This is a genomic window from Pullulanibacillus pueri (assembly GCF_014639255.1).
Classification (GTDB): domain Bacteria; phylum Bacillota; class Bacilli; order Bacillales; family Sporolactobacillaceae; genus Pullulanibacillus; species Pullulanibacillus pueri.
In genome coordinates, this window is record NZ_BMFV01000052.1 from 1 (window position 1) to 23256 (window position 23256).

The following is a 23256-nucleotide window of genomic DNA, read 5'->3' on the forward strand; positions in this document are numbered from 1 at the left end:
AAAAAACGGTCACCAGGCCGCCGTTGTGATGCCCGTTTTCTAGATTTTTTGAAAAAACGGTCACCAGGCCGCCGTTGTGATGCCCGTTTTCTAGATTTTTTGAAAAAACGGTCACCAAGCTGCCGTTGTGATGCCCGTTTACCAGATACTTATGAAAAACGGTCACCGGGCTTCCTCGCTGATGCCAGTTTTCCTTGTTATAATCCTTTCCCTTTCTTTAAAGCAAACAAGGTCCAGGCTTCTTTAGCCTTTTCTCCTAAAAAGGAAAAAGCACAGGAGACCCTGTGCTTTGGAAGAAAGACTATTCGTTTGTTGTGGCTGAGTTTTTCTCCAGCCATTTAAATATCGCCGACATATCGGAATCCCCGAGTCCGTGCTGCTTTGCTTGTGCATATAATTCCTTGGCAGCATTCGCGAGGGGCATAGCATAGTTATGTTCAAACGCTGTTGTCGCGACGAGATGTAGATCTTTTTGCATATGCTTGAGTGGAAACTCTGGGCTGAATTCATTCTGAGTGATTTTATCTCTTTTTCCTTTTAAAATTGGAGCGGCAACAGGATGATTCAGAAGCGTATCGACGACGACTTCTTGAGAAAGCCCCATCGCAGTACCAAGGTGGACGGTTTCTGAGAAGACTACCATGTTTTGAGCAAGCATAAGATTGATGAGAATTTTCATAGCGGAGCCTTTACCGTTGTTTCCCATGAAGTGACTGGCTTTACCCATGATATCAAAATAAGGTAAGGCTTCATCGAAATCCTTTTGATCGCCACCAACTAAGAAAATTAATTCACCCTTCTCAGCGGGAACGAGGGAACCGGAAACAGGAGCATCGAGAAAACGTATGCCACGCGATGAAGCTTCTTGAGCCATTGTTTCACTAAAGGAAGGGTTAACCGTGCTAACATCCACCCATAAAGCGCCTGGTTTGAGACCAGCCAATAATCCTTCCTCTTGGAAGGCGACCTCTTCTACAATTTGCGGATTACTGAGCATAGTGAAGACAATATCAGCACTCTCTGCAGCGGCTTTTGGGGTTTCTGCCCACTCGGCTCCGTGAGTGAGGAGCGCCTCTGCCTTCTCTTTTGTTCGATTATGTACAATTAGCGGAGTGCCTGCTGATTGTAAGTTCTTTGCCATGCGACTTCCCATAATACCGAGTCCCATAAAGGCGACTTTTTTATTCGTCAATTGTGCTCACCCTTTCATTGTTTTACGTGTGTGGAGGAGTGTGGTGTGGATCGCCACTCCAGGTCGCTCGCTTTCCTCATGCCCACAGGACGTGACGATTTTAACCGATCGTCCTTAGTGGCCTCAGCACATTTTGGAGTGGTTTATCTGTGTGTTCCAAAATGGATCTTCGGTGTTCCCGAAGGACCCTAGTTTAGGCACCCGTGAGTCAGCGGCGCTGAGGAACACACTGAGTATAAGTGTTCCGAATCTCGCGCCTTGCGTTCCAATCCACTTGTTACTGACGGTGCCCTTTGGGATTAAAAACCTTTTTCAGTGTTTTAATAAGGACCGGGCCTTTGCCCAGTTTTTCATATCTCACTTAAGTATAAAAACATTATAGCCATTAAAGCGAATCTTTCGCTCTAAGAATTTTTTTGCTTATGAATGCTTAAACATTGAGTTTTCTTATAGCCTTCCTATAAAATAATATGCAAACGCAATCATGAAAGGTGGCTGGACTATGAACTATCGTCAATTAGGATCAACCGAGTTGCAGGTGAGTGAACTGAGTTTTGGAACATGGGCCATTGGGGGTGCATGGGGTAAAACGAACGATCAAGAAGCATTAAAAGGTTTAGAAAGAGCCATGGAAGCAGGCGTTAACTTTTTTGATACGGCTGATGTTTATGGTGACGGTCATAGCGAGGAATTGTTGGCAAAGGCGACAAAGGGAAAAGAAGATCAGATACATATTGCCACGAAGTTTTGTCGTGCGGGTGATATTTTTGATCGAAGCAATTATTCGGAGGAAGCGGTCAGAACTTATTGTGAAAACAGTTTGAAGCGACTACAGCGCGAGCGCATTGATCTTTACCAAATCCATTGTCCACCTTTTGAGATATTGAAAGAGGGCAAGGTTTTTGAGGTGTTAGACCAGCTCCAAAAGGAAGGTAAAATTCGTTATTATGGTGTCAGTGTAGAGACGATAGAGGAAGGTCTTTTTTGCTTAGAAAATCCTAATGTCAGGGCCTTGCAAGTTATTTTTAATCTCCTTCGTCAAAAGCCCCTCGATGAACTTTTGCCCAAAGCAAAGGAAAAAGGGGTGGGGATTCTGGCGCGGGTTCCACTCGCAAGTGGGTTATTGACCGGGAAATTCAATCAGCATTCTCAGTTTGCTGAGGATGATCATCGCCATTTTAATCGTGAAGGTGAGGCCTTTAATGTTGGGGAAACCTTCGGTGGGCTTGAATTTACAAAAGGTGTTGAATTGAGTGATGAGGTCCGCTGGATAGCTGAAGGCAGAGGGACAATGACACAGGCCGCACTGCGTTGGATTCTTGATCAAGAGGCGATATCGACAGTTATTCCAGGGTTTAAGACAGTCGCCCAAATTGAAGATAATTTACAAGCAGTCACGGTTCCATCATTTACAAAAGAGGAGCTTGATACACTCAGACGCTTTTATGACAAAGAAGTTCACGCGCATATTCGAGGTGTCTATTAAGGTCCTAGCAAGGGGATGGAGAAATTCCATCCCTATTTTTAAAGGTAAGTATAAAATTATTGGCCAGCAGAACGATGTGGATCTCCACTCCAGAGCGCTCGCTTTCCTCATGCCCACACGATGTGGGTAGGGTCGGCGTTCGACGCACAGGAAGTGCTAGCTTCGGCGGTGTCACACGGACGTGACGGTCTTAGCCGAAGTTCCTTAATGACGTGACGTTTTTAGCCGATCGTCCTTAGCGGCCTCAGCTCATTTTGGAATGGATGAATGGTGTTCCAAAATGGATCTTCGGACGCGTGCTGTTCCCGAAGGAGCCAGAGCGCCTTTCATTCCGATCAACTGGGTTGCTGACGCTGCCTTTTGGGATTAAAATCTTATTCCGTTTTTTAATAAGGACCGGGCATGCTTTCGCCCGGTTTTTCTTATACGGCAAAAAGTTTAATCATGCGTAAAATTTTTATTTAAAAGATTATTTAAAATTGTTGATTTCTTAAGTATAATGGGAAGCGATACTTAAGGAGTGAATCAGATGACGTCTTATATACAAACGAAGCTTGAAGCCTTTAAAAAAGAACGTGAAAATAGAGGGCGATTATTGATCAGTTGTCCTGACCAACCGGGTATTGTGGCAGCTGTTTCTAATTTCCTCTTTCACTATAAGGCTAATATTATAGAGTCTAGTCAATATTCCACCAATCCTGAAGGGGGGACCTTTTTTATTCGCATTGAATTTGAATGTCCTTCCTTAAACACTCTACAAGATGAGCTAAAGGAGGAATTTCAACCCCTTGCCGATCAATTTTCAATGGCATGGACATTAACGTGTGTGAGTGAACTCAAAAAGCTGGCTTTGTTTGTTTCTAAAGAGCCACATTGTCTAAGAGAAATTCTTTGGGAATGGCAGAGTGGGGATCTCATGGCAGAAATTGCGCTCGTTGTCAGTAATCATGAGGAAGCGCGAGACATTGTTGAAGATCTCGGCATTCCTTTTTATTATATTCCTGCCAGTAAGGAAAACCGCGCAGACGTCGAACATCAGCAGATCCAACTTTTAAAGGAATTTGAGGTGGATGTTATTATTTTGGCGCGTTATATGCAGATCCTCACGTCTACCTTTGTTTCGGAATTTCCGCATCAAATCATTAATATCCATCATTCCTTTTTACCTGCCTTCGTTGGAGCAAGGCCCTATCATCGCGCTTACCAAAGAGGGGTTAAACTTATAGGGGCGACGTCGCATTATGTGACGGATGATCTTGATGAAGGTCCAATTATTGAGCAGGATATTATGCGTGTCGATCACCGTGATCATGTCGAGGATTTGAAGAAGATAGGCCGTAATATTGAAAGAAGTGTTCTGGCGCGCGCGGTAAAATGGCATTTGGAAGATAGGATCATAGTTCATGATAATAAAACAATCGTTTTTTAATAAAGGTGGTTGGTTCCAGACAACAGCGCGTACACAAGTGGCACCACATCACAAAACACACTATAATAAGTGGACAGATGACCTTTACCAAAAAGGACCCGAGTAGGCTTGGTGTCTCTTTTTGGTTGTTTCCTTTTTATCGGCGCGTCTTAAACAAATACATTAGGGGTGAGCATCTATGATTCGCTTTGGTGTCATTGGAACCAATTGGATTACCGATCGATTTTTACAAGATACGAAAACACTCCCGGAGTTTTCTTTAACGGCGGTCTATTCGCGAACGGAAGAAAAGGCCAAGCAGTTTGCTGGAAAATATAAGGTTGACAGGATATTTACAGATTTGGAGAAGATGGCTGAGAGTGAGCATATTGATGCGGTTTATATTGCAAGCCCTAATGCCTTTCATGCGGAGCAAGCGATTCTTTTTATGAAAAAAGGGAAGCATGTGTTATGTGAAAAGCCTTTGGCTTCGAATGTTGCTGAGGTTGATGCGATGATGGCTGTCGCTAAGGAACATCATGTCGTCCTCATGGAGGCGATGAAGACGACACTGCTACCTGGATTTAAAAGCATTCAGAAAAACCTACATAAGATTGGTAAGGTCCGCCGTTATTTTGCGAGCTTCTGTAAGTATTCTTCCCGCTATGATGCCTATAAGGAAGGGACAGTGTTAAATGCGTTTAGACCGGAATTTTCTAATGGGTCTTTAATGGATTTAGGTGTGTATTGTCTCTATCCATTGGTTGTATTATTTGGAGAACCCAAGAGTGTCCAGGCTACGGCAACTTTTTTAGAATCAGGTGTGGATGGCCAGGGGAGTTTATTACTGACATATGATACATTTGAAGCGGTGATCATGCACTCAAAGATATCTGATTCACAGGTTTCTTCAGAAATTCAGGGTGAAAAGGGGACGATCGTGATCGATAACATTTCCACGCCTAAAAAAGTGGAACTGATGTATCGGGACGTAACTGTGGAAGCATTAACGACTGATTCAACAGAAACTTCAATGTATTATGAAGCAGAGGAATTTATACACGTGATAAAAAGTGGCCAGCAACAATCCAAAGTCAATTCCTTTCAGCATTCCAGAATAACGGCCACACTTTTAGAGACAGCCAGAAAACAGATCGGCTTGGTGTATCCAAGTGATCAATAACAGTATGGGGGATTTAAGTGAGACAGGAAATACGTATAGGTATTAAGCCAAAGTTTAGTCAAAAATATAGGTCGGGGTATCCTCTAATTGAGAAAGAAGCGATTGTCAATCTCGGTGAGCTTAATGAGGAAGGCATCCTTGTCAAACTCGTTGATGAACATCAGCGGTTTATTGCCAAAGGCTATTACGGGCGACAAAATAAAGGGTATGGTTGGGTTCTTACACAAAAAGAAACAGAGCCTATCGATCAACACTTTTTTTTGCGCAAAATAGAGCAAGCTTTAAAGGCGAGGCAAGCTTTTTACAATGATCCAGAGACAACTGCCTTTCGGGTGTTTAATGGCGAAGGCGATGGGGTTGGAGGGGTCACGATTGATTATTTTGATGGGTATTATTTAATCCAATGGTATAGTGAAGGCATCTATACTTTCAAAGACGACGTGATCCATGGCTTGCAAGCTGCTCCTCACTTTAAGGGGATTTATGAGAAGAAGCGCTTTGATTCTAAAGGGAAATACATAGAGGATGATGATTTTGTGACCGGGACAAGAGCCGAGTTCCCACTCACTGTCCTGGAAAATGGGGTACGCTTTGCAATCAACCTCAATGAAGGTGCGATGGTAGGTCTTTTCCTGGATCAAAGAGACGTCCGCAACACGATTAAGAACACATATGCTCAAGGAAAAACGGTCATCAATATGTTTTCATATACAGGGGCTTTCTCAGTATGTGCCGCCCTTGGCGGTGCGACAAAAACGACGAGTGTTGATGTCGCCAATCGCAGTTTGCCTAAAACCATTGAGAATTTCCAGCTGAATGCAATTGATGAGACAACTCAGGCCATCATTGTTGAGGATGTTTTTAAGTATTTTAAGTATGCAGTGAGAAAACAATTGAAGTTCGATATGGTCATTCTTGATCCTCCAAGCTTTGCTCGGACGAAGAAACACACGTTTAGTGTGACCAAGGATTATAAAAATCTGTTAAAAGAAGCACTGGAGATTACTGAGGATCAGGGGATCATTGTCGCTTCGACCAACAACAGCAGTCTTAGTATGGGGAAATTTAAAAGCTTTATCGATACTGCTTTTAAGGAGTCAGGAGCTTCCTATCGGATTGAAGAAGAATTCTCCTTGCCTCGCGATTTTAGAACAATAAAGGAATTTGAAGAAGGCAATTATTTAAAAGTGGTTTTTGTGAGAAAAGTGTAATCTGTAAAACCGTTTGTTCCTCAAAGCAGACGGTTTGTTTTTTTAAAAGGTAAGAAAGAAAATTTTTGGCAAGCAGAACGGTGTGGATATTCACTCCAGAGCGCTCGTTTTCCTCATGCCCACACGACTAAGGAAAGCTGCTAAAAGAATAATCCTCGCAGAAAAATCGTATTTTTACGATTTTTTGATGTGGGTAAGGTCGGCGTCGACGCACCATCGGGGTCCCCGAAAAGTGATTTTTACTTTTTGGGGTGGTAATCGGGGTCCCCGAAAAGTGATTTTTACTTTTTGGGGTGGTTGAGGTGCTAGCTTCGACGTTGTTACACGGATGTGACGGCTTTAGTCGAAGTTCCTTAATGACGTGGCGTTTTTAGCCGATCGTCATTAGTGGCCTTAGCTCATTTTGGAATGGATGAATGGTGTTCCAAAATGGATCCTCGGACTCGTGTTGTTCCCGAAGGAGCCAGAGGTCCTTCCATTCCGATCAACTGGGTTGCTGACGCTGCCTTTTGGGATTAAAATCTTATTCCGTGTTTTAATAAGGACGGGGCATGCTTTTCGCCCGGTTTTTCTTAAAGAAAGGGGATAAAATTCTGGTTACCACAAGAGTGGACGGTGTTGATCTTCGCCCCAGAATGCACACTTTCTGCCTGCCTACAATAAGTGTCTCCCCTATTTCATCTGCTCGATTGATCGAAATGTAGTGGTTAACTCTCGGTGAGAGCGTAGATAATGTCATCTGTTTTTCGCTTATATTTAATGGAGAGCGTTTTATCATCAAAAAACCATTGGTCACTTTCCTCAACGAAGAAAGTAATATCGTCTTGTTCTTCTGTGACGAGTGGCTGCCTTGCTGTTTCTAACGAGACCCCGATAGAAAAGCCTCGGCTGACATCGGCGCAGCCGCCACTTCGTACAAAAAATCTGACGGTGTCTCCAGTTTTTAATGCCATTTCTCTTTTAAACCAATTGACAGCGGGTTTTGTTATTGCTAAACGCACGGCTGTTCACCTCATCTTCTATATGTCTAATCTTTAGTGTACCATGTTCATGAGTAGCAATCATCTGACACACATGGGTTCAAGAATAAAATAACACCGATTTTCAAATAATAACCTTTAATTAATTAAAGGGGGTTTTTAGGTATGTCTAAAGAAAAGGGCAGAAATTTTGATAATGCCAGTGATAATAATGGGCAAAGACATTCGCAAAAAAGTGATGGAGAGACAAGAAATGGCCGTTTAGCGCAAATGAAAAACCATAACACTGAAGGTCTCGATATTCCGAATGAATATATAAGCACTAAGGGTGAGTAAGCTGAAAAGAATAAAGCAGTAGGATAAATGTGGAGAGCCTCTTGATAAGGGATCTCCATATTTTTGTATATAGGAGAAGAGTTCAGAGTAAAAACACGGGCAATCTGCAAGCCTCTTCAAGTCTAATATGATGTGCTTTGTGGGGTCTCACCCGGTTTTCGAATATTTCTGCAATTTTTTTCCTGAATTTGTCTTTTCAGTGACTTCGATAGAAAAATTTTTTGATTAGTTGCATTGTAATACGATGCAAGTGGTGTTACGATATGTTAAAGGTGAGGTGATAATGGAATGGATAGAGAAATCATGAAGGGTAGTATTGATATTTTATTATTAGTGATTATTTCTAAAAAAGAAATGTATGGATATGAAATGGTTAAAGAGTTAAAGGCGTTGAGCAATGACCTATATCAGATGGGTGAAGGTACCTTGTATCCTGCCCTTAAACGTCTTGAGAGGAAGAGCTTGATCACCTCCTTTTGGGTGGATAGCGAGAATGGAAAACGACGCAAGTATTACCGCATTACGGATGAAGGTCGGCGGGAATGTGATCGGAAAGTGCAAGATTGGCAAAGTGTGAACCAGCTTATTTTACGATCAATGGAGGGTCTGACTTAAGGTGTGCAGCTAGGCCAATATTACAGGAGCTAGGAATACAGAACGACCGTATTTCGTATTTATGATCGATCGTGCTATTAAAACAAATAAATCATAACAGGCAGTATGATTGAAGTGAGAATGGCGGATAAGATCATGGCGATCGAACTTACAGCACCTGTGGTCGCACTGTCTTCTAAAGCCTTTGAGGTGCCAATGGCATGCGAGGCACTGCCATAGCCTATCCCTTTACCAAGCTCATGGTCAATGTTTAACCAACGGTAAATATAAGGACCGAAAATAGCCCCAGTGATGCCTGCAATCATAACGAAGGTGACTGTGAGTGAAGGCAGTCCACCGATTTCCTGTGAGACATCAAGAGCAACGGGTGAAGTCACTGATTTGGGCAAGAGGGTCATAATGAGTTGCCTTTTTATATGTAGTAATGAAGCGGCACCCCACATGCCAAAAACAGCAAGCAATGTGGCCATACCCACGCCACATAGAATCGGAATAAGATGTTTTTTGATCAAGGTCCATTCTTGGTATAAAGGGTAAGCGAGTGCGACGACTGCTGGTCCAAGTAAATGATTGATCCAATGTCCCCCTTGCATATAGGCTTGATAATTAAAATGAAGCACGGTTAGAAGAAGAATAATGCCGGCAGTAGATGTTAAAATAGGCAGAAGCAATGGAAATGAGAACTTTCGATATAGCTTTGTCATTAATAAGTAAATAATAACCGTCACTAAGATCATGCTCAAAGCCATCATATAACCTCCCTCTTTTCTTTTTTCCCCTCTCTATGACGCATGGCTAACCACTGACTGCACCATGAAGAGATTCCTATAATGATAAATGTATTCATGATAACAAGGAGGACAAGGAGGAGTCCCTTGTGAAGGAAAAAATGTCCATATTTCATCACGCCAATAACAGAAGGCAATAAGATCAGCGGCAGATAACGGAGAAGAAAGGCAGCGCCTGACTCTAATCCTTTCTTAGGAATGATGCCTGTCATAAGAAAGAGAAATAAGAGTAACATACCGATCACACTTCCTGGGATAGGCAGGCGGAGGAAAGACTGTATCCACGTCCCCAACAGATAAAATAAATAAAGACCTACCAGTTGTAAAAAACATTTCATCACCCTCATTGTTGATCCTTCCTTTGCTGAGTGGGATTGTTAGTCTCTAAGCTCAGAAGCTTGAGAAAGGTGGCCTTTTGTTTAAGAAGATGCTGTTCCATGGCTTCTTCTGCACGCCCGTTAGTCAGACCAGTCAGAATGGCCCGGTGCTCTTGGATAACTTCCTCACGTCTTTGCTCATGATGAATGACGCGAAGGCCAATGCGGCGAATATGGTCCTTGATTTGATCATAGATCGCGATGATTCGGTCGTTAAGTGTAGAATGATAGATCACTTGATGAAAATCCTTGTCCCATTGCATGAAAACTTCAGGTGTTAAGAGGGCAGAAGACTTTTCCATTTCCTTTTGGATCTTGTTTAATTCGTGAAGGGCTTTTGGTGAACACTCTCTTTGCCAATGTTTTAAAATTGAGGTTTCTAGGTACAAACGAAGCTCAAACAAATCATGAATCCCCTTTTCTGTAAGAGGGGTGACGAAGGTCCCTTTATAAGGAATTTTCTTCACCCAGCCTTCAGCCTCTAATGTTTGGATGGCCTCACGAAAGGGCGTTTTACCGATATTGTACTTCTCAAGAATCGTTCGCTCAGTCATGACTTCACCGTCATGCAGTTCCCCGCTAATAATGGCTTCTTTCAAAATACTTACGGCTTGGGCTCTTAAAGGCATTGGGTCAAACGTAGGTTTTATCATTATAAACTCCTCTATACTCACTCTTTTGTATATTGTGTATTGTATACAATATGTGTATTGGTTGTAAATCAAACGGCTTAGAAAATTGGCTTAACGCCACGCTTTAATACGATGAGCCTACCTAAGTCGCACTTATATGCCCTTCCACTAAAATGGTCATTTATGTGTTGTTTTGGAAAGTCGTTTAGAAAAATGTGTTTTTCAATAAGTCCATTCAGGGGACCAGTAAAAAAGCCCCAAATGATAACACAATCCTTGGGACGTGATAAGACTTAGGCATTTTAATCATGATGCTCGTTCGAAAAATGCTGTGCGAGGGCAATGATCATGGCTCCCATCTTGGCGCGTTCAGGTTGTAAGACCTTGGAAATACCATGATTGTGGAGAGCCTCTGCGGTCACTTGTCCAACAGCAACGGCTAATACATGGGTTTCAAAAGCTTGATAGAGGAGCTTTCCTTGACTGGCGCCTGCATCGCGAAAAAGATTCTCGACCTGAGTTTTGCTCGTGAACACCACGGCGTCCAGAGATTGTGAGGTAATGCCAAACCGGAGTGCCTCTACTATCGCTCGATCTGGTGGAAAATAATGATAAGGCTCAGAGTGATAAACATCCATTGAAAGCTGGTTTAATGCCTGGACTAATTGACGCTCTTCTTGATCATAAGATTGATAAAATAATGCCTGCTTGGTGGTAGGATGAGCATCCAGTAGTTGAATAAGGGTGTGCATGGTTCCATTAGGAGAGAGAATTGTAGGCTCTAACCCCCATTTTTTAAGCCAATCTTGCGTTTTAGTCCCTCTAATGGCAAGGGATGTTTTCGAAAGCTTATCGATATAATCATCCAGGCGGTGAATACTTTGCGCTGCTTTCTCTAAGGCCTCAGCCCCAATACCTGTTGTGAAGAGGGCCCAATCAAAGGGGTGATTAAGGAAGCGGGCCACATCATAGGCAGCACTTTTTTCGTCTAACCATTTTTCACCTTGAATAGGTTTTGAAACCGCAATGCCACCCTGCTTTTGAATTAATGTACTGATTGCTTCTGCTTGGCGGTCAGCGGCGATGCCGATATGTTTACCCGTGAGTCCTTTCATCCTTCACTGCTCCTTTTTTAACAAGGTCTCTGAGTTCTATTAAGGTTTGAGTTTGCTTGCGAGGATCTAGAAAGCGTTTATCTATACATTGACTAAGATAATCCCATTTTTCCTCTTTGGAAAGTGAAGCACTTTTTATCAGTTCACGACTATCATCTAAGAAGTCTAGAAATTGACTGTAGCGTTCATCATAAATTTCACTGAGCTCCTTCTTAATATCTTTAGCCAATAAAGGACTTGCGCCATGGGTTGAAATCGCGATTGATAATTTCCCCCGTGTAAAGTGGGCGGGGAAATGGATGTTACCGAGATCGGGTTGATCAACGATATTTACAAGTGTGTGATCATGAGCACTCGCTGCAACCTCACGATTTACCTCAGGATCATTGGTGGCTCCAATAACCATAAAAGCGTCGTTAAGATCAAGGGGCTCAAAGCGTTTTTGCCGCCATTCTAACTTTTTTTCCTCGTGAAGCGCACGGATCTTCGGGCATGCTTCTGGACTTATGACAATGAGCCGTGTTGATAGTTCTAACAGACTTGAAACCCGACGTGCCGCAACTTTGCCACCCCCAATAATGACCGTTATTTGTCCTTTTAAAATTAGGGTTAATGGAAGTGTATTCATTTATGGCGCTCCTTATCACAAGTCTTGCTCTATTTTAACGTTTAGTGGGTTATAAGTCTTGGTGCTGGATCAAATTTAAGATGGAAGGATTCGAGTACGCGATCAATGAATGCATTCTGAATATGTGCATGGTTACCCATAGGCCGACAAAGCACAATCTCTCGGTGAAGAGGATCAAGGGTATCTATTTTCTTTTGCATTGATTGAATCAATAAACCGTTAAACCATAAATAAGGCACTACGATCATTTGTGGACTTTGAGAGTCCCACGCGTCGGAGAGCTTCTCATCAAACGATGGCTTACAGGCGGCGAGGTAGCAGGTCTCAATCTGTCCAACGTTTATCCGTTTAGCTAAGCGATGAGCTATGGTTTCGATAGCTGTTTTAACTTGAGGATCGTGACTGCCTCGACCAACGAGTAATACTTTAACATCCTTGTGGAGGGAAGTTCCTTTTTCCCGGATGCGCTCCTCTAAAAGGGCAATGAGCCGTTCCTGAATACCTAAAGGCTTGCCATAAGTCAATGTGATAGTGGGGTATTTTTTTTGGCATTTATAGAGAGCCTCTGGGATATCCTCATGAAAGTGTTTGGCACTCAACAATAAGACGGGGACGACCGCAATCGTTGTTGCTCCTTTTTGAACTAAAGCTTCAATGCCTTCTTCTATTGTAGGTGAAGCGAGTTCTAAAAAACAGACCTGTTGCAAAGGGGCTGGAATTTTTTTTTGAACACCTTGGAGAAATGCCTTTGCTTCTTTTAATCCTTCTGGTAAACGTGTGCCGTGACTGACATATAAAACGCCTTGCATGAAGATCGCTCCCTTTAAGAGATCGTTTAAAAAGTCTCATATCAATAGATTCTGGTTGTTCCTTGCCTGGTTTTTCTTAAAGTGAAGTCACGCTGGCCCGGTTCCCGGAGGACTCTAGTTTGGGCACCCGTCAGTCAGCGGCGCTGAGGAATACACTTAGTGCTCCGAATCTCGCGTCTTCCGTTCCAATCCATTTATTGCTGAAGATGCATTTTGGTAAAAAGCATTTTGAATGCCAACTGAATGAGGACTGGGCGCTCCTTTCAAGTTTTTCCTAAAAAAAGCAACACACTATATAACTTGGGTGTTGGTAGACTGTGATGAATGCAAGTTTTCGAACCATTGGAGTTGTTCTCTTAGTCTGACAACCTCTCCGATAACAATCATGGAGGGGTTTTTCACTCTGTCTAGCTTGTCTGTTATAGTGGCTAAGGTACCTGTTACAGTCTGTTGATGCATCGTTGTGCCCCAATGGATGAGGGCAATGGGCGTTTGAGGATTGAGACCACCAGTGATCAGTCTTTCTAAAATATAAGGCAGTTTTTTTACACCCATATAGATACAAAGTGTCTCAACATGATGTGCGAGCCGTTCCCAGTAATTTTCGTCATTTTCCTGTTGAGGGGTAACCCCTGAGACAAATGTGACCGAGGAGCTAATATTACGATGGGTAAGTGGGATGCCAGCATAGGCTGGGGCAGCAGCACCAGAGGTAATCCCGGGAATTACCTCGAAAGGGATGCCCTGACGGCTTAAAGCTTCAGCTTCCTCACCACCACGGCCAAAGATAAAGGGGTCACCGCCTTTAAGACGAGTGACCGTTTTCCCTTGTGAGGCATGCTTGCAGAGTAAAATATTTATCGTCTCTTGATGTAGAGTATGGTGTTCCGGTTGCTTTCCACAATAGATCTTCTCACAGTGGGAGGGAGCATAGTCTAATAGGGTTTCATTGACAAGACGATCATAGAGAATGACATCAGATGCTTGAATCGCTTTTAAACCTTTAATGGTGAGTAAGTCAGGATCACCTGGACCTGCGCCAACTAAATATACTTTGCTCATCGTCTGCCTCCCTCTCGATAGTGGAACTTGCTTTTTTCCTGTTTTTAAACGCCTACAATCTTATTATAACCTATAGGTAAACTTGGTTTAAAGACAATTATTTTTCGGTGTTCATAACTTTTTCAGAAGAGTCAGGAGTATGAAGCCCACACTCTGTTTTGTTAAAGCCAACCCATCTTCCAGCACGAGAATCACTGCCCTCTTGAACGGGATTTGTACATGGAATGCAGCCAATACTTGGAAATCCTTGGTCGTGTAGGGGGTTATATGGAAGCTCATTTTCCTCAATGTAATGCCAGACATCATCCCAAGTCCAATGAATGAGTGGGCAGACCTTGATGGCTTTAAAACGCTCATCCTTGTTGATGAAATTCGTCTTACTCCGGCTAAGGGATTGTTCGCGACGAAGACCGGAAACCCAAGCGGTAGTGCCGCTCAACGCTTTTTCAAGAGGTCTCACTTTTCTTATATAACAGCATTGGTCAGGTTGACGTTTCCACAATGCTGATCCATATTGCTCAGCTTGTTCTTCTAAAGTGAGTTCAGGTGTTTCCATCTTAATATTCAGCCTAGGAAAACGGGCTTTAATCTTATCAATAAGGTCATAGGTTTCTTGAAAATGGAGTCCTGTATCAAGGAAAACAATGGTGGCGTCGGGTTTGACTTTTGCGATAAGATCAATGAGTACAATACCTTCAACGCCAAAACTACATGCATAGACGATATCTTCTTGATAGTTGCGATACGCCCAATCGAGGACCTCAAGTGCCCCCTTCGTTGGGTCTGAAGCAGGAAGTGTCTTGAAAGGATCATCCGTGAAAGAATCATAGGTTATTAGATTTCTCTCCAATTTATATGCCTCCATAACTGTTTTCGATTCATCCGGTGGGTTCCGGTATGTTTCTCTATACGCAAGTGACAAAGTTTAAAATGTTCGTCAATCTTCATTTAAAAGGGAATGGCCAAACTTGGGATGACTGAAGGTCACAACGTCGGCAGTTTAAACCTTTTATAGTGTAAAAAACCCGCTTCTAAGCAGTAGAAGAGGGATTGGAAACTCTCTTCCTTCTCCAAGAACCAAGCGTTTGAGGAATGGGCACAATGTCCGCAGACCTTGTTGCTAAAGGTTCACAGGGTCTTTGCCTCCGCCTCTATGGATAAGAATTAGCGAGTGTCTTTAAATACATTTTGTACAGCAATAAAAGGATGAAATTGTTAATAGTTATTGTATTCCGAACTTTATTGAATGTCAATCCAAAAATCCGATTAATTTTATAGGAATATTTATAATTATGATTGAGGGCGTGATTTATATTCATGGGACTTTTTCTTTTCGTCTCATTATAATAAGATGAAGAGAGCGATCGGTGACTTTATTAACGTTTTAAGGAGTTATGAATAATGGATGAGCATGATTTGGAAATACCTGTGATTGAAACAGAGAGATATAGATTAAGGGGCTTGACTTTAGAGGATACAAACGCAATCTTTCCATTTATGAGTAATAAGGAGACCATGAAGTATATTACGCCTCATCCGGTTAAGACTGAACAAGAATTGCGGGCACAGTTACAGGGGTATGTAGAGGCCTATAAAAAAAGAAAACTTATTCCTTGGGTCATCATTGATAAGTCTAATTTAGCCATTATAGGTGTTTTCCGCTTTCATAAATTAAATTTATGGCATAAGAAGGCGGAGATGGGCGTTGTCATACATAAAGACTATCAAAGATCTGGTGTTATGACGGAAGTATTAATGGAAATTTTGGCGTATGGATTTAATGATTTAGGGTTAAACCGCATCGTTGGGGATATTTTTGCGGATAATCAAGGCTCTAAAAGGCTATTAATGAAGTATGGATTTAAAATGGAAGGTCGTCTCAGAGAGACTGATTTTGATGGCGTGCATTACCATGATACAGAGGTATATGCCCTCCTTAAGTCAGAGTATCATCCCCCTTTTTGATCCAATCGTTAAGGATCGTTATACTATACTTTAAACGGCCAAGGGAGCTCCTTCAGACGCAGGATAACGAAGGGCTTCCTGTTTTTTTACATCAAGTATGTATCAAGTGCGGAAGCCCTCAAAAGGGGCAACTTGGGCTTGGCGCCAGCATTAATGTGTGAAGCGTCTGTCTATACATCAGGCTGCGTTTAGCGAAGTGGGGAAGGACAAGCCAAGTTTTTAATACGAATTATTGGAGCGAATGGTGTGACTGAACAAACAAATCAAATACAAAAATTAATGGATGTCTGCCTATTGGCAGGAGACATTATGTTAAAAAGTGGGGCAGAAACCTTTAGGGTTGAAGATACGATGATGCGTATTGCCGCCGCCTTTGAAAATAGACCGTCGCAGTGTTTTGTGATGCCCACGGGGATTATTTTTTCTATTGACGGCGCTGATCCGACAAAGCTGGTGAGAGTGTCAGAACGCTCAACGGACTTACAAAAAGTCGCGGATGTGAATCATATCTCCAGGCAAATCGCAAATGGTGAACTCACTTTATCTGAGGCTTATCAGGCATTGAAGGGTGTAGAAAAAGCAGGATTAGCCTATTCCCATTGGATTAGAATTCTTTCAGCAGCTATTGCCAGCGGGTGTTTTCTCATTATGTTTAAAGGCGTCTGGCATGATTTTATTCCTGCTTGTCTTACAGGAGGGATCGGTTTTGCTGGGTTAGTCTATTTACATCGTCTCATTCAATTAAAGTTTTTTTCAGAGTTTCTTGCCTCTCTTATTATTGGGTTATTGGCCTTTGGCTTTGTTGGCTTAGGTATGGGGCAGGAATTTGACAAGATCATCATTGGATCCGTTATGCCCTTAGTCCCTGGGGTTTTAATTACAAACGCGATTCGAGACCTTATGGCGGGCCACTTAGTTTCCGGGCTATCAAAGGGTGCCGAGGCCTTTTTAACGGCGTTTGCGATTGGAACAGGCATTGCGTTTGCCTTTGCCCTATAATTTTCAGTGGTTAAAGTAAAGGAGGTATCCTAGATGCTATCACAATTGGTGACAAGTTTTATTTCCTCTGCGGCTTTCTGCATTATTTTTAATAGTCCTAAGCAGGCCTTATTAAAATGTGGCTTTGTCGGCATGGTCGGCTGGATGGTTTATATAGGTTTAGTGAATTGGGACGTGAATATTATATTGGCCAATCTCATCGCGGCGTTTGCGGTTGCGGTGATTAGCCAAACCTTTGCTAGACGTTATAAGATGCCTATGATTATCTTTACGGTTGCAGGAATTATTCCGCTTGTCCCAGGGGGCATGGCCTATGATGCGATGAGGCACTTTGTGGAAAACGATTATCCGTCTGCTGTTGAACTTTCAGCAAAAGTGTTTATGCTTTCTGGTGCTATTGCTATGGGACTGGTCTTATCAGAAGTCATGAATCAAGTGTATCGAAAAATAAGGACTCGAGGGGTGAATCTTTAAAGGTTCACCCTTTTTTAAAAGGTAAGAAAGTATAAAATTTCTGGTCATCAGGACAGTGTGGATTTCCGCTTCAGAGCACTCGCTTTCCACGGGCACGGCCTCAGCTAACTTGGGAATGGTCAATTTGGTTCCCAAGTGGATCTTCGGACACGTGCTGTTCCCGTAGGACTCTAGTTTAGGCATCCGTGAGTCAGCGACGCTGAGGAACACACAATGTTTAAGTGTTTCGAATCTCGTGTCTTCCGCTCCAATCCACTTGGTACTGACGATGCCTGTTGGTAAAAAACATTTTAATGCCCAACTGATTGAGGACTGGGCATGGTTGCCCAGTTTTTCTCATTGCGAAACTCACTGAAAAATTTATCCTTGTGTGCGGCTCTGCCTATATTATAATGGGGATGAGTGTAAGTCATTGTACTACCTATTTCTCAGATGTAGGGGAGGTTATCTTACCCTTTGATGATAGCTGAGTCAAGATGACTGAAAAATGGCACAAGTGGTAAAGTGAATGAAGGGCGCTCGATTTAAAGTAGGATATAGATGACTAAGAGGGGGAATTGGAATGGCAAAAGTGAAAACCCGTTTACAGAGAAATGAGGTTCCTGAAAAATCTACATGGGATTTAACAGCGTTGTTTGAGAATTATGAGGCATGGGAAATTGAAGTCGCAGCAGTTCGGAAGGATTTACATCATGTCACGCAATTTAAAGGCAAGTTAGGTGAAGGCGCAAGAACTCTCCTTGCCTGTTTAAAAGCACAAGAGGCTTTTTTGCAAAGGGTCATTCGTGTGTCTACCTATGCGAGTCTTCGACAGGCTGCAGATGGTTCAGATCCTGTCAATCAAGCTGATGGCGCGCGCATAGCCGATCTATTGTCACATGTGAATGCATCGCTTGCCTTTATTAAATCAGAAGTACTCGCACTTCCGACGGAAACGATCAAAGCTTATATAGAACAAGAAGAGGGCCTGAAGCTTTTTGAAAAACATTTAACCGAACTTATTGAAACAAAGCCTCATATTCTAGCACCAGAAACAGAAGAGGCCCTAGCCTCTTTAGGCGCAGTTTTTGATGCGCCTTACATGATTTATGAGCGCGGCAAATCTTCTGACATGCAGTTCGATTCTATTGTGGATGAGAAGGGTGAAGAGCTGCCGATGTCCTTCGCGCTTTATGAGGATTTTTACGAAGAATCACCCAACACAGAGCTGCGCAGGAAAGCTTTTGCTTCCTTTGTCAGAACATTAAAACAGTATAAAAATACGTTTGGGGCGACTTTTGCAACCGAAGTAAATAAACAGGTCACGGAGGCTCGTCTTCGTCGTTATCAATCAGCGACAGAAATGATGCTCGAACCACAGCAAGTGACCCTAGAGATGTATGAAAATCAGTTGAACATTATTCAAGAGGAGCTTGCGCCACACATGCGGCGGTATGCACAGTTGAAACAGCGAGTCTTAGGATTAGATGACATGTTTTTCTGCGATTTGAAGGCCCCGCTTGATCCGGAGTTTAATCCAGAAACCACTTACGAAGAGGCATCTGAAGTCATTTTAGAAGCGCTCCAAGTGATGGGTCCAGAGTATAGTGGGATGGTAAAGACAGCTCTGACTGAGCGGTGGGTGGATCTTGCTGACAATGTTGGAAAATCAACAGGTGCTTTCTGTTCAAGTCCTTACGGTGTCCATCCGTACATCTTGATTACGTGGTCGGATTCGATGAGAAGTGCGTTTACACTAGCTCATGAACTTGGACATGCTGGGCACTTTTTCCTTGCTGGTAAACACCAGACGTTGACGAATACAAGACCTTCTATGTATTTTATTGAAGCACCTTCAACTATGAATGAAATGCTTTTAGGTCGTCACCTTCTTTCTAAAACCACCGATAAGCGTATGCGCCGTTGGGTCGTGTTGCAACTATTGGGCACCTACTATCATAACTTCGTCACCCATTTGCTTGAAGGGGAGCTGCAAAGAAGAATATTTACCTTAGCTGAAGCGGGAACGCCCATTACAGCGACCACTTTAACGACACAAAAAACGGACATTCTTCAATCCTTCTGGGGAGATACGGTGACTATCGATGAAGGGGCGGGGTTAACTTGGATGCGGCAACCGCATTACTACATGGGACTCTATCCTTATACTTACTCCGCTGGTTTAACGGTATCGACGGCAGCCTCACAAATGATTTTAGAAGAAGGTGCACCTGCTGTTGAGCGGTGGTTAGATGTTCTCAAATCAGGGGGGACCTTAAAGCCACTCGACTTAATTCAAAAAGCAGGGTTAGACATGTCCAAACCTGAGGCTATCCGTAAGGCCGTGGCCTATGTCGGGACATTAATCGATGAATTAGAAGCAAGTTATAACGAATAGAAAAAGGGATTTAAAGATTAACAAAAACCGAACGATGATCCGAGTGTGCGAGTGCTCAGGATTTTCGTTCGGTTTTTTAGATCATAACCATTTTATTTGCTACTTCAATCTGCGACTTAGAATCAACCATTCATCATTATGAAACTTCGATCCAGCCTTTATCTCTTAATAATATGAGGTATCTAATGCACTGAAGGCTGCAATGCCAATAATGGCTAATAGAATGATAATACCGTAGATGCAGACACCTACAATGCTGCAGACAAGTCCAGCAACAGCCATACCGTAACCATTTTCATTCGTTTGTTTTATGGTTTTAATGGATTGGCTAGCGAGAACTATGCCAACAATACCGATAATAAGTCCCACCCAGGGTAATACGATACTACAGATGCCAAGAACAAGAGCGGCGATGGATTTCCCGTTTGTTCTTGGTTGATGGCCCCCAAAGTTTTCTTCCACTTTTAGCCCTACTTTCGTTTTTTATATAAATTTTTCTATAATGTCCCTATTAAATAGAACCATCATTTGCAAATTAAATCAAGTCGTTATATGGTTAATGAGTGAGCGCCGTTAAAAGCATTGACTATATAAATTTATTGTTCAGGAATGATGCTATTTGAGTTTATTAATCGCTGAGAATATTTATAAAACATATGGTGAGAAAACATTATTTGATCATATTTCATTTACGATTGAAGAAAAAGAAAGAATTGGTTTAATTGGTGTGAACGGTACAGGAAAATCTTCACTTTTAAAAATTATTGCTGATCTTGACCGTCCTGAAGAGGGAAGGCTCTTACACGCTAAACATTTCCATATTGAGTACCTCTCTCAAAGTCCTCGTTTTGAGGAGGATTTAACAGTACTTGAACAAATATATTACGGTGAATCGGAATTGATGCGGCTTTTAAAAAGATATGAGGAAATTTTAGTGGCCCTTGAAGAACATCCTGATAATCAAGGGCTTCAAGACAAGTTTTTTAACATTCAACAAGAGATGGATGCGAAGAATGCTTGGGAGGCCAGTACTCTAGCCAAAACTATTCTTACTCGTCTCGGGATTCGTGATTATCACCAGCAGGTTCAGCAATTATCTGGAGGTCAAAGAAAAAGAGTGGCTATTGCTAAAGCGCTGATTCAGCCTGCGGATCTTTTAATTTTAGATGAGCCGACCAACCATTTAGACAATGATACCATTGAGTGGTTAGAGGTTTATTTGTCACAATATCCAGGGGCTCTATTGCTGGTCACTCATGATCGCTACTTTTTGAATAGAGTGGTAAATAAGATTTATGAGCTTGATAAGGGTCAGCTTTATGAGTATGAGGGGAATTATGAGATTTTTCTAGAGAAAAAGGCGGAGCGTGAAGAGCTGGAAGTCCAGGATGAAAGAAAAAGACAGAATCATTTGCGTAGAGAGCTTTCCTGGATTCGCCGTGGTGCGAAGGCGCGATCAACAAAACAGAAGGCACGGATAGACCGGTTTAATGACCTAAAGAACCAAAAAAAGGACCTCTCTAAGGGACAGATTGATATACAAACAGGTGCGGCGCGATTGGGAGACCAAGTATTGGAACTTACCAATGTCAGCAAGGCTTTTGCAGGGAGACCGTTGATCAAAGCCTTTGATTATTTAGTCGTTCCAGGAGAGCGGTTAGGGATTGTTGGCCCTAATGGCAGTGGTAAGTCAACGCTTCTTAACATGATGGCAGGACGAATCACACCGGATTCTGGTAGGATTGACGTCGGTCAAACGGTTCAGATCGGCTATTATAAGCAGAGTGATGTCGACATTGATGGTGACTTGCGAGTATTAGATTACATTAAAGAAAGAGCGGAAGGGATACAAACTGAAGAAGGTCAGTGGGTGACCGCAGAACAGATGCTTGAGCGCTTCTTATTTCCTCGCAGTATGCAAAGGACCTATGTCAGAAGACTTTCAGGTGGAGAACAGCGCCGTCTGTATCTATTAAAAGTTTTGATGGCCGAACCCAATGTGATTTTACTTGATGAGCCCACCAATGACTTAGATACGGCCACACTTGCTATTCTTGAAGACTATTTAGACCATTTCCCGGGTGTCGTGATTACTGTCTCACACGATCGTTATTTTTTGGATAGAGTCGTGGATCGCCTCCTTGTTTTTGCAGGTGACGGAAAGATCAGTCGCTATGAAGGCAACTATTCGGAGTACATTGAGCAGGTAAAACAACAATCACAAAAATCCGAAGCAGCGGTGGGTAAAGTAAAGGCTGAGGAACAAAAGGCCCAGCGTCAGGAGCGGGCACCCCGTCTGAAGCTTTCTTTTAAGGAACAAAAAGAGTGGGATGAAATAGAAGATAAAATTGCCCAGCTGGAAGAAAAACAAACGCATTTAGCAGCGGAAATTGCATCAGCAGGTAGTGATATCGGGCGTGTTCAGGATCTTTATAAGGAGCAGGAACAAGTGGACAAGGCATTAGAGGACGCGATGGAACGTTGGACAGAGCTTTCTATCAAGATTGAGGCGATTGAAGAACAGAAGAAGAGTAAGGCTTAAAAGTGAGCCTGTCATCATAACTGGAGGAGAATGATATTCTTCTCCTTTCTTTTAGGCACCGACTTTTCCGTAATGTTAGTTAGCTGTCATCAGTCATAATGGGAGATAGCATCGGGATCATTAAAGAGGGCATGGAGCTTGTGCAGTAGAAGTGCAGGTGTGTTGTTTCATGTTACCACCAAGTGTTTTGAAAAGGCATCCTAAGCGAGTCTACACTTGGTGAAAGAGTGTAAAAAGTATGAATAAAACGGAAAATCTCGAAAAACGAAGGGGATCATTCACTGTGCTCCTTCGTTTTTTATGGGGAGAACAATTTCAATAGTAGTTCCAGTGGCGTTGCTTCGAATATTTAGAATGCCAGAATGTTCACGGATAATTTGCTGGCAGACCGCTAATCCTAACCCAGTGCCTTTTTCTTTAGTCGTGAAAAAAGGTTGTCCAATATTTCCGATGTGATTTTCTGGTATCCCGACTCCTTGGTCTTTTATTAGGATCCTGAGATGTGTATCATTGCTTTCCGCTTGAGTAAGAATATCGCCACCCTGAGGCATGGCTTCAATGGCATTTTTTAAAAGGTTAATAAAGACTTGTTTTAATTTATTTTCATCATAAAGGCATTCTGGAAGTGGCTTGGCATAGGCTTTAATGAGATTAATGCCTTTCATGTTAGCTTGCGTTTGAATTAATGTCATCACATGATCTAAGGTGTCATTCAAGTGTTTTTTTTCAAATTTAGACTCATGGGGTTTAGCGAGGCCAAGAAGTTCACTAAGGATGAGTTCAATCCGGTTAATTTCTTTAGTGATCACCTCTAAATACATGGTGTTGCCTGTAAAATCCTTTTGAATAAGCTGTAAAAATCCTTTTATTGCCGTGAGGGGATTTCTGATTTCATGGGCAATGCCTGCAGCTAATTGTCCGGCAAGGCTTAACCTTTTACTTTCTTCTATAGAAGTCGATACTTCAAGATTTCTATGGGGCGATTGACACATACCTAAATGTTTCCTCCTTTTTTGGTTCTAAGTCAAATGTTGGGGTAGGAGTAAAGCTCCTACTCTTTATCCCCACTTAAAAATC

At 42.4% G+C, this 23256-nt stretch carries 23 protein-coding genes; 11 read left to right on the forward strand and 12 right to left on the reverse strand.

Annotated features, from left to right (window positions below; genetic code table 11):
- Positions 1-301: 301 nt before the first annotated feature.
- Positions 302-1192, reverse strand: coding sequence for an NAD(P)-dependent oxidoreductase (locus IEV91_RS20140; RefSeq protein WP_229745673.1), 891 nt, complete (start codon positions 1190-1192; stop codon positions 302-304).
- A 502-nt stretch (positions 1193-1694) separates the two neighbouring features.
- On the opposite strand from IEV91_RS20140, the gene IEV91_RS20145 reads away from it, so the two are divergent.
- From IEV91_RS20145 to IEV91_RS20160, 4 genes are all read left to right on the forward strand, one after another.
- Entirely contained in the window at positions 1695-2678 is a 984-nt protein-coding gene (locus IEV91_RS20145; RefSeq protein ID WP_188499233.1) for an aldo/keto reductase, read from the forward strand.
- Between the two features lie 529 nt (positions 2679-3207).
- On the forward strand, positions 3208-4107 hold the full coding sequence (gene purU, locus IEV91_RS20150) for a formyltetrahydrofolate deformylase (RefSeq protein WP_188499234.1): 900 nt from the start codon (positions 3208-3210) through the stop codon (positions 4105-4107).
- A gap of 178 nt (positions 4108-4285) precedes the next feature.
- Positions 4286-5269 carry a Gfo/Idh/MocA family protein gene (locus IEV91_RS20155; protein ID WP_188499235.1) on the forward strand — a complete coding sequence of 328 codons (984 nt, stop codon included), beginning with the start codon at positions 4286-4288 and terminating at the stop codon, positions 5267-5269.
- Positions 5270-5286: 17 nt separating this feature from the next.
- Positions 5287-6480: a class I SAM-dependent rRNA methyltransferase gene (locus IEV91_RS20160; protein ID WP_188499236.1), complete on the forward strand. Its 1194-nt coding sequence runs from the start codon at positions 5287-5289 to the stop codon at positions 6478-6480.
- Positions 6481-7187: 707 nt separating this feature from the next.
- On the opposite strand, the gene IEV91_RS20165 is transcribed toward IEV91_RS20160, so the two are convergent.
- Positions 7188-7481: a HesB/YadR/YfhF family protein gene (locus IEV91_RS20165; RefSeq protein WP_188499237.1), complete on the reverse strand. Its 294-nt coding sequence runs from the start codon at positions 7479-7481 to the stop codon at positions 7188-7190.
- A gap of 144 nt (positions 7482-7625) precedes the next feature.
- Here IEV91_RS20165 and IEV91_RS20170 point away from each other — a divergent pair, with 144 nt between their 5' ends.
- Complete coding sequence (locus tag IEV91_RS20170; RefSeq protein WP_188499238.1) at positions 7626-7796, forward strand: hypothetical protein; 171 nt, start codon at positions 7626-7628, stop codon at positions 7794-7796.
- Positions 7797-8084: 288 nt separating this feature from the next.
- Positions 8085-8411, forward strand: a complete 327-nt coding sequence (locus IEV91_RS20175) for a PadR family transcriptional regulator (protein WP_188499239.1) — start codon at positions 8085-8087, stop codon at positions 8409-8411.
- 77 nt (positions 8412-8488) lie between these two features.
- Here the strand turns inward: IEV91_RS20175 and IEV91_RS20180 are convergent, their stop codons facing one another.
- From IEV91_RS20180 to IEV91_RS20215, 8 genes are all read right to left on the reverse strand, one after another.
- Complete coding sequence (locus tag IEV91_RS20180; RefSeq protein ID WP_229745674.1) at positions 8489-9160, reverse strand: LrgB family protein; 672 nt, start codon at positions 9158-9160, stop codon at positions 8489-8491.
- Positions 9160-9546: a CidA/LrgA family holin-like protein gene (locus IEV91_RS20185; protein WP_188499241.1), complete on the reverse strand. Its 387-nt coding sequence runs from the start codon at positions 9544-9546 to the stop codon at positions 9160-9162. Before IEV91_RS20185 ends, IEV91_RS20180 begins: the two co-directional genes overlap by 1 nt.
- Positions 9543-10229, reverse strand: a complete 687-nt coding sequence (locus IEV91_RS20190) for a GntR family transcriptional regulator (RefSeq protein ID WP_188499242.1) — start codon at positions 10227-10229, stop codon at positions 9543-9545. The genes IEV91_RS20185 and IEV91_RS20190 overlap by 4 nt, the downstream gene beginning before the upstream one ends.
- Positions 10230-10510: 281 nt before the next feature.
- Positions 10511-11323, reverse strand: coding sequence for a uroporphyrinogen-III synthase (locus tag IEV91_RS20195; protein ID WP_188499243.1), 813 nt, complete (start codon positions 11321-11323; stop codon positions 10511-10513).
- Positions 11304-11951 (reverse strand): NAD(P)-binding protein, encoded by a 648-nt coding sequence (locus IEV91_RS20200; RefSeq protein WP_188499244.1) that lies wholly within the window; start codon positions 11949-11951, stop codon positions 11304-11306. Before IEV91_RS20200 ends, IEV91_RS20195 begins: the two co-directional genes overlap by 20 nt.
- A gap of 41 nt (positions 11952-11992) precedes the next feature.
- Positions 11993-12760, reverse strand: coding sequence for a sirohydrochlorin chelatase (locus IEV91_RS20205; RefSeq protein WP_188499245.1), 768 nt, complete (start codon positions 12758-12760; stop codon positions 11993-11995).
- A gap of 291 nt (positions 12761-13051) precedes the next feature.
- A complete protein-coding gene (gene cobA, locus IEV91_RS20210; RefSeq protein WP_188499246.1) occupies positions 13052-13822 on the reverse strand; it encodes a uroporphyrinogen-III C-methyltransferase in 771 nt (256 codons plus the stop codon).
- A 97-nt stretch (positions 13823-13919) separates the two neighbouring features.
- Entirely contained in the window at positions 13920-14672 is a 753-nt protein-coding gene (locus IEV91_RS20215; RefSeq protein WP_239541453.1) for a phosphoadenylyl-sulfate reductase, read from the reverse strand.
- A 551-nt stretch (positions 14673-15223) separates the two neighbouring features.
- On the opposite strand from IEV91_RS20215, the gene IEV91_RS20220 reads away from it, so the two are divergent.
- The 4 genes from IEV91_RS20220 to pepF all read left to right on the forward strand — a co-directional run bounded on the left by IEV91_RS20220 (position 15224) and on the right by pepF (position 19637).
- A complete protein-coding gene (locus IEV91_RS20220) occupies positions 15224-15787 on the forward strand; it encodes a GNAT family N-acetyltransferase (protein WP_188499248.1) in 564 nt (187 codons plus the stop codon).
- Between the two features lie 246 nt (positions 15788-16033).
- On the forward strand, positions 16034-16786 hold the full coding sequence (locus IEV91_RS20225) for a threonine/serine exporter family protein (RefSeq protein WP_373284471.1): 753 nt from the start codon (positions 16034-16036) through the stop codon (positions 16784-16786).
- Positions 16787-16819: 33 nt separating this feature from the next.
- On the forward strand, positions 16820-17260 hold the full coding sequence (locus tag IEV91_RS20230) for a threonine/serine exporter family protein (RefSeq protein WP_188499249.1): 441 nt from the start codon (positions 16820-16822) through the stop codon (positions 17258-17260).
- Between the two features lie 562 nt (positions 17261-17822).
- On the forward strand, positions 17823-19637 hold the full coding sequence (gene pepF, locus IEV91_RS20235; protein ID WP_188499250.1) for an oligoendopeptidase F: 1815 nt from the start codon (positions 17823-17825) through the stop codon (positions 19635-19637).
- Positions 19638-19802: 165 nt separating this feature from the next.
- Here the strand turns inward: pepF and IEV91_RS20240 are convergent, their stop codons facing one another.
- Complete coding sequence (locus IEV91_RS20240) at positions 19803-20099, reverse strand: DUF4190 domain-containing protein (protein WP_188499251.1); 297 nt, start codon at positions 20097-20099, stop codon at positions 19803-19805.
- A 157-nt stretch (positions 20100-20256) separates the two neighbouring features.
- On the opposite strand from IEV91_RS20240, the gene IEV91_RS20245 reads away from it, so the two are divergent.
- The gene (locus IEV91_RS20245; RefSeq protein WP_188499252.1) at positions 20257-22179 is read left to right on the forward strand and encodes an ABC-F family ATP-binding cassette domain-containing protein; all 1923 of its coding nucleotides are present in this window, start codon (positions 20257-20259) and stop codon (positions 22177-22179) included.
- 278 nt (positions 22180-22457) lie between these two features.
- On the opposite strand, the gene IEV91_RS20250 is transcribed toward IEV91_RS20245, so the two are convergent.
- The gene (locus tag IEV91_RS20250; protein ID WP_188499253.1) at positions 22458-23171 is read right to left on the reverse strand and encodes an ATP-binding protein; all 714 of its coding nucleotides are present in this window, start codon (positions 23169-23171) and stop codon (positions 22458-22460) included.
- Between the last annotated feature and the right edge of the window lie 85 nt (positions 23172-23256).

What these genes read in the sequence shown, in the direction of transcription:
- IEV91_RS20145 (WP_188499233.1), top strand. Translation starts at nt 1,695, where the DNA reads ATGAACTATCGTCAATTAGGATCAACCGAGTTGCAGGTGAGTGAACTG.
- purU (WP_188499234.1), top strand. Translation starts at nt 3,208, where the DNA reads ATGACGTCTTATATACAAACGAAGCTTGAAGCCTTTAAAAAAGAACGT.
- IEV91_RS20155 (WP_188499235.1), top strand. Translation starts at nt 4,286, where the DNA reads ATGATTCGCTTTGGTGTCATTGGAACCAATTGGATTACCGATCGATTT.
- IEV91_RS20170 (WP_188499238.1), top strand. Translation starts at nt 7,626, where the DNA reads ATGTCTAAAGAAAAGGGCAGAAATTTTGATAATGCCAGTGATAATAAT.
- IEV91_RS20175 (WP_188499239.1), top strand. Translation starts at nt 8,085, where the DNA reads ATGGATAGAGAAATCATGAAGGGTAGTATTGATATTTTATTATTAGTG.
- IEV91_RS20180 (WP_229745674.1), bottom strand. Translation starts at nt 9,160, where the DNA reads ATGGCTTTGAGCATGATCTTAGTGACGGTTATTATTTACTTATTAATG.
- IEV91_RS20185 (WP_188499241.1), bottom strand. Translation starts at nt 9,546, where the DNA reads ATGAGGGTGATGAAATGTTTTTTACAACTGGTAGGTCTTTATTTATTT.
- IEV91_RS20190 (WP_188499242.1), bottom strand. Translation starts at nt 10,229, where the DNA reads ATGATAAAACCTACGTTTGACCCAATGCCTTTAAGAGCCCAAGCCGTA.
- IEV91_RS20195 (WP_188499243.1), bottom strand. Translation starts at nt 11,323, where the DNA reads ATGAAAGGACTCACGGGTAAACATATCGGCATCGCCGCTGACCGCCAA.
- IEV91_RS20200 (WP_188499244.1), bottom strand. Translation starts at nt 11,951, where the DNA reads ATGAATACACTTCCATTAACCCTAATTTTAAAAGGACAAATAACGGTC.
- IEV91_RS20205 (WP_188499245.1), bottom strand. Translation starts at nt 12,760, where the DNA reads ATGCAAGGCGTTTTATATGTCAGTCACGGCACACGTTTACCAGAAGGA.
- cobA (WP_188499246.1), bottom strand. Translation starts at nt 13,822, where the DNA reads ATGAGCAAAGTATATTTAGTTGGCGCAGGTCCAGGTGATCCTGACTTA.
- IEV91_RS20220 (WP_188499248.1), top strand. Translation starts at nt 15,224, where the DNA reads ATGGATGAGCATGATTTGGAAATACCTGTGATTGAAACAGAGAGATAT.
- IEV91_RS20230 (WP_188499249.1), top strand. Translation starts at nt 16,820, where the DNA reads ATGCTATCACAATTGGTGACAAGTTTTATTTCCTCTGCGGCTTTCTGC.
- pepF (WP_188499250.1), top strand. Translation starts at nt 17,823, where the DNA reads ATGGCAAAAGTGAAAACCCGTTTACAGAGAAATGAGGTTCCTGAAAAA.
- IEV91_RS20250 (WP_188499253.1), bottom strand. Translation starts at nt 23,171, where the DNA reads ATGTGTCAATCGCCCCATAGAAATCTTGAAGTATCGACTTCTATAGAA.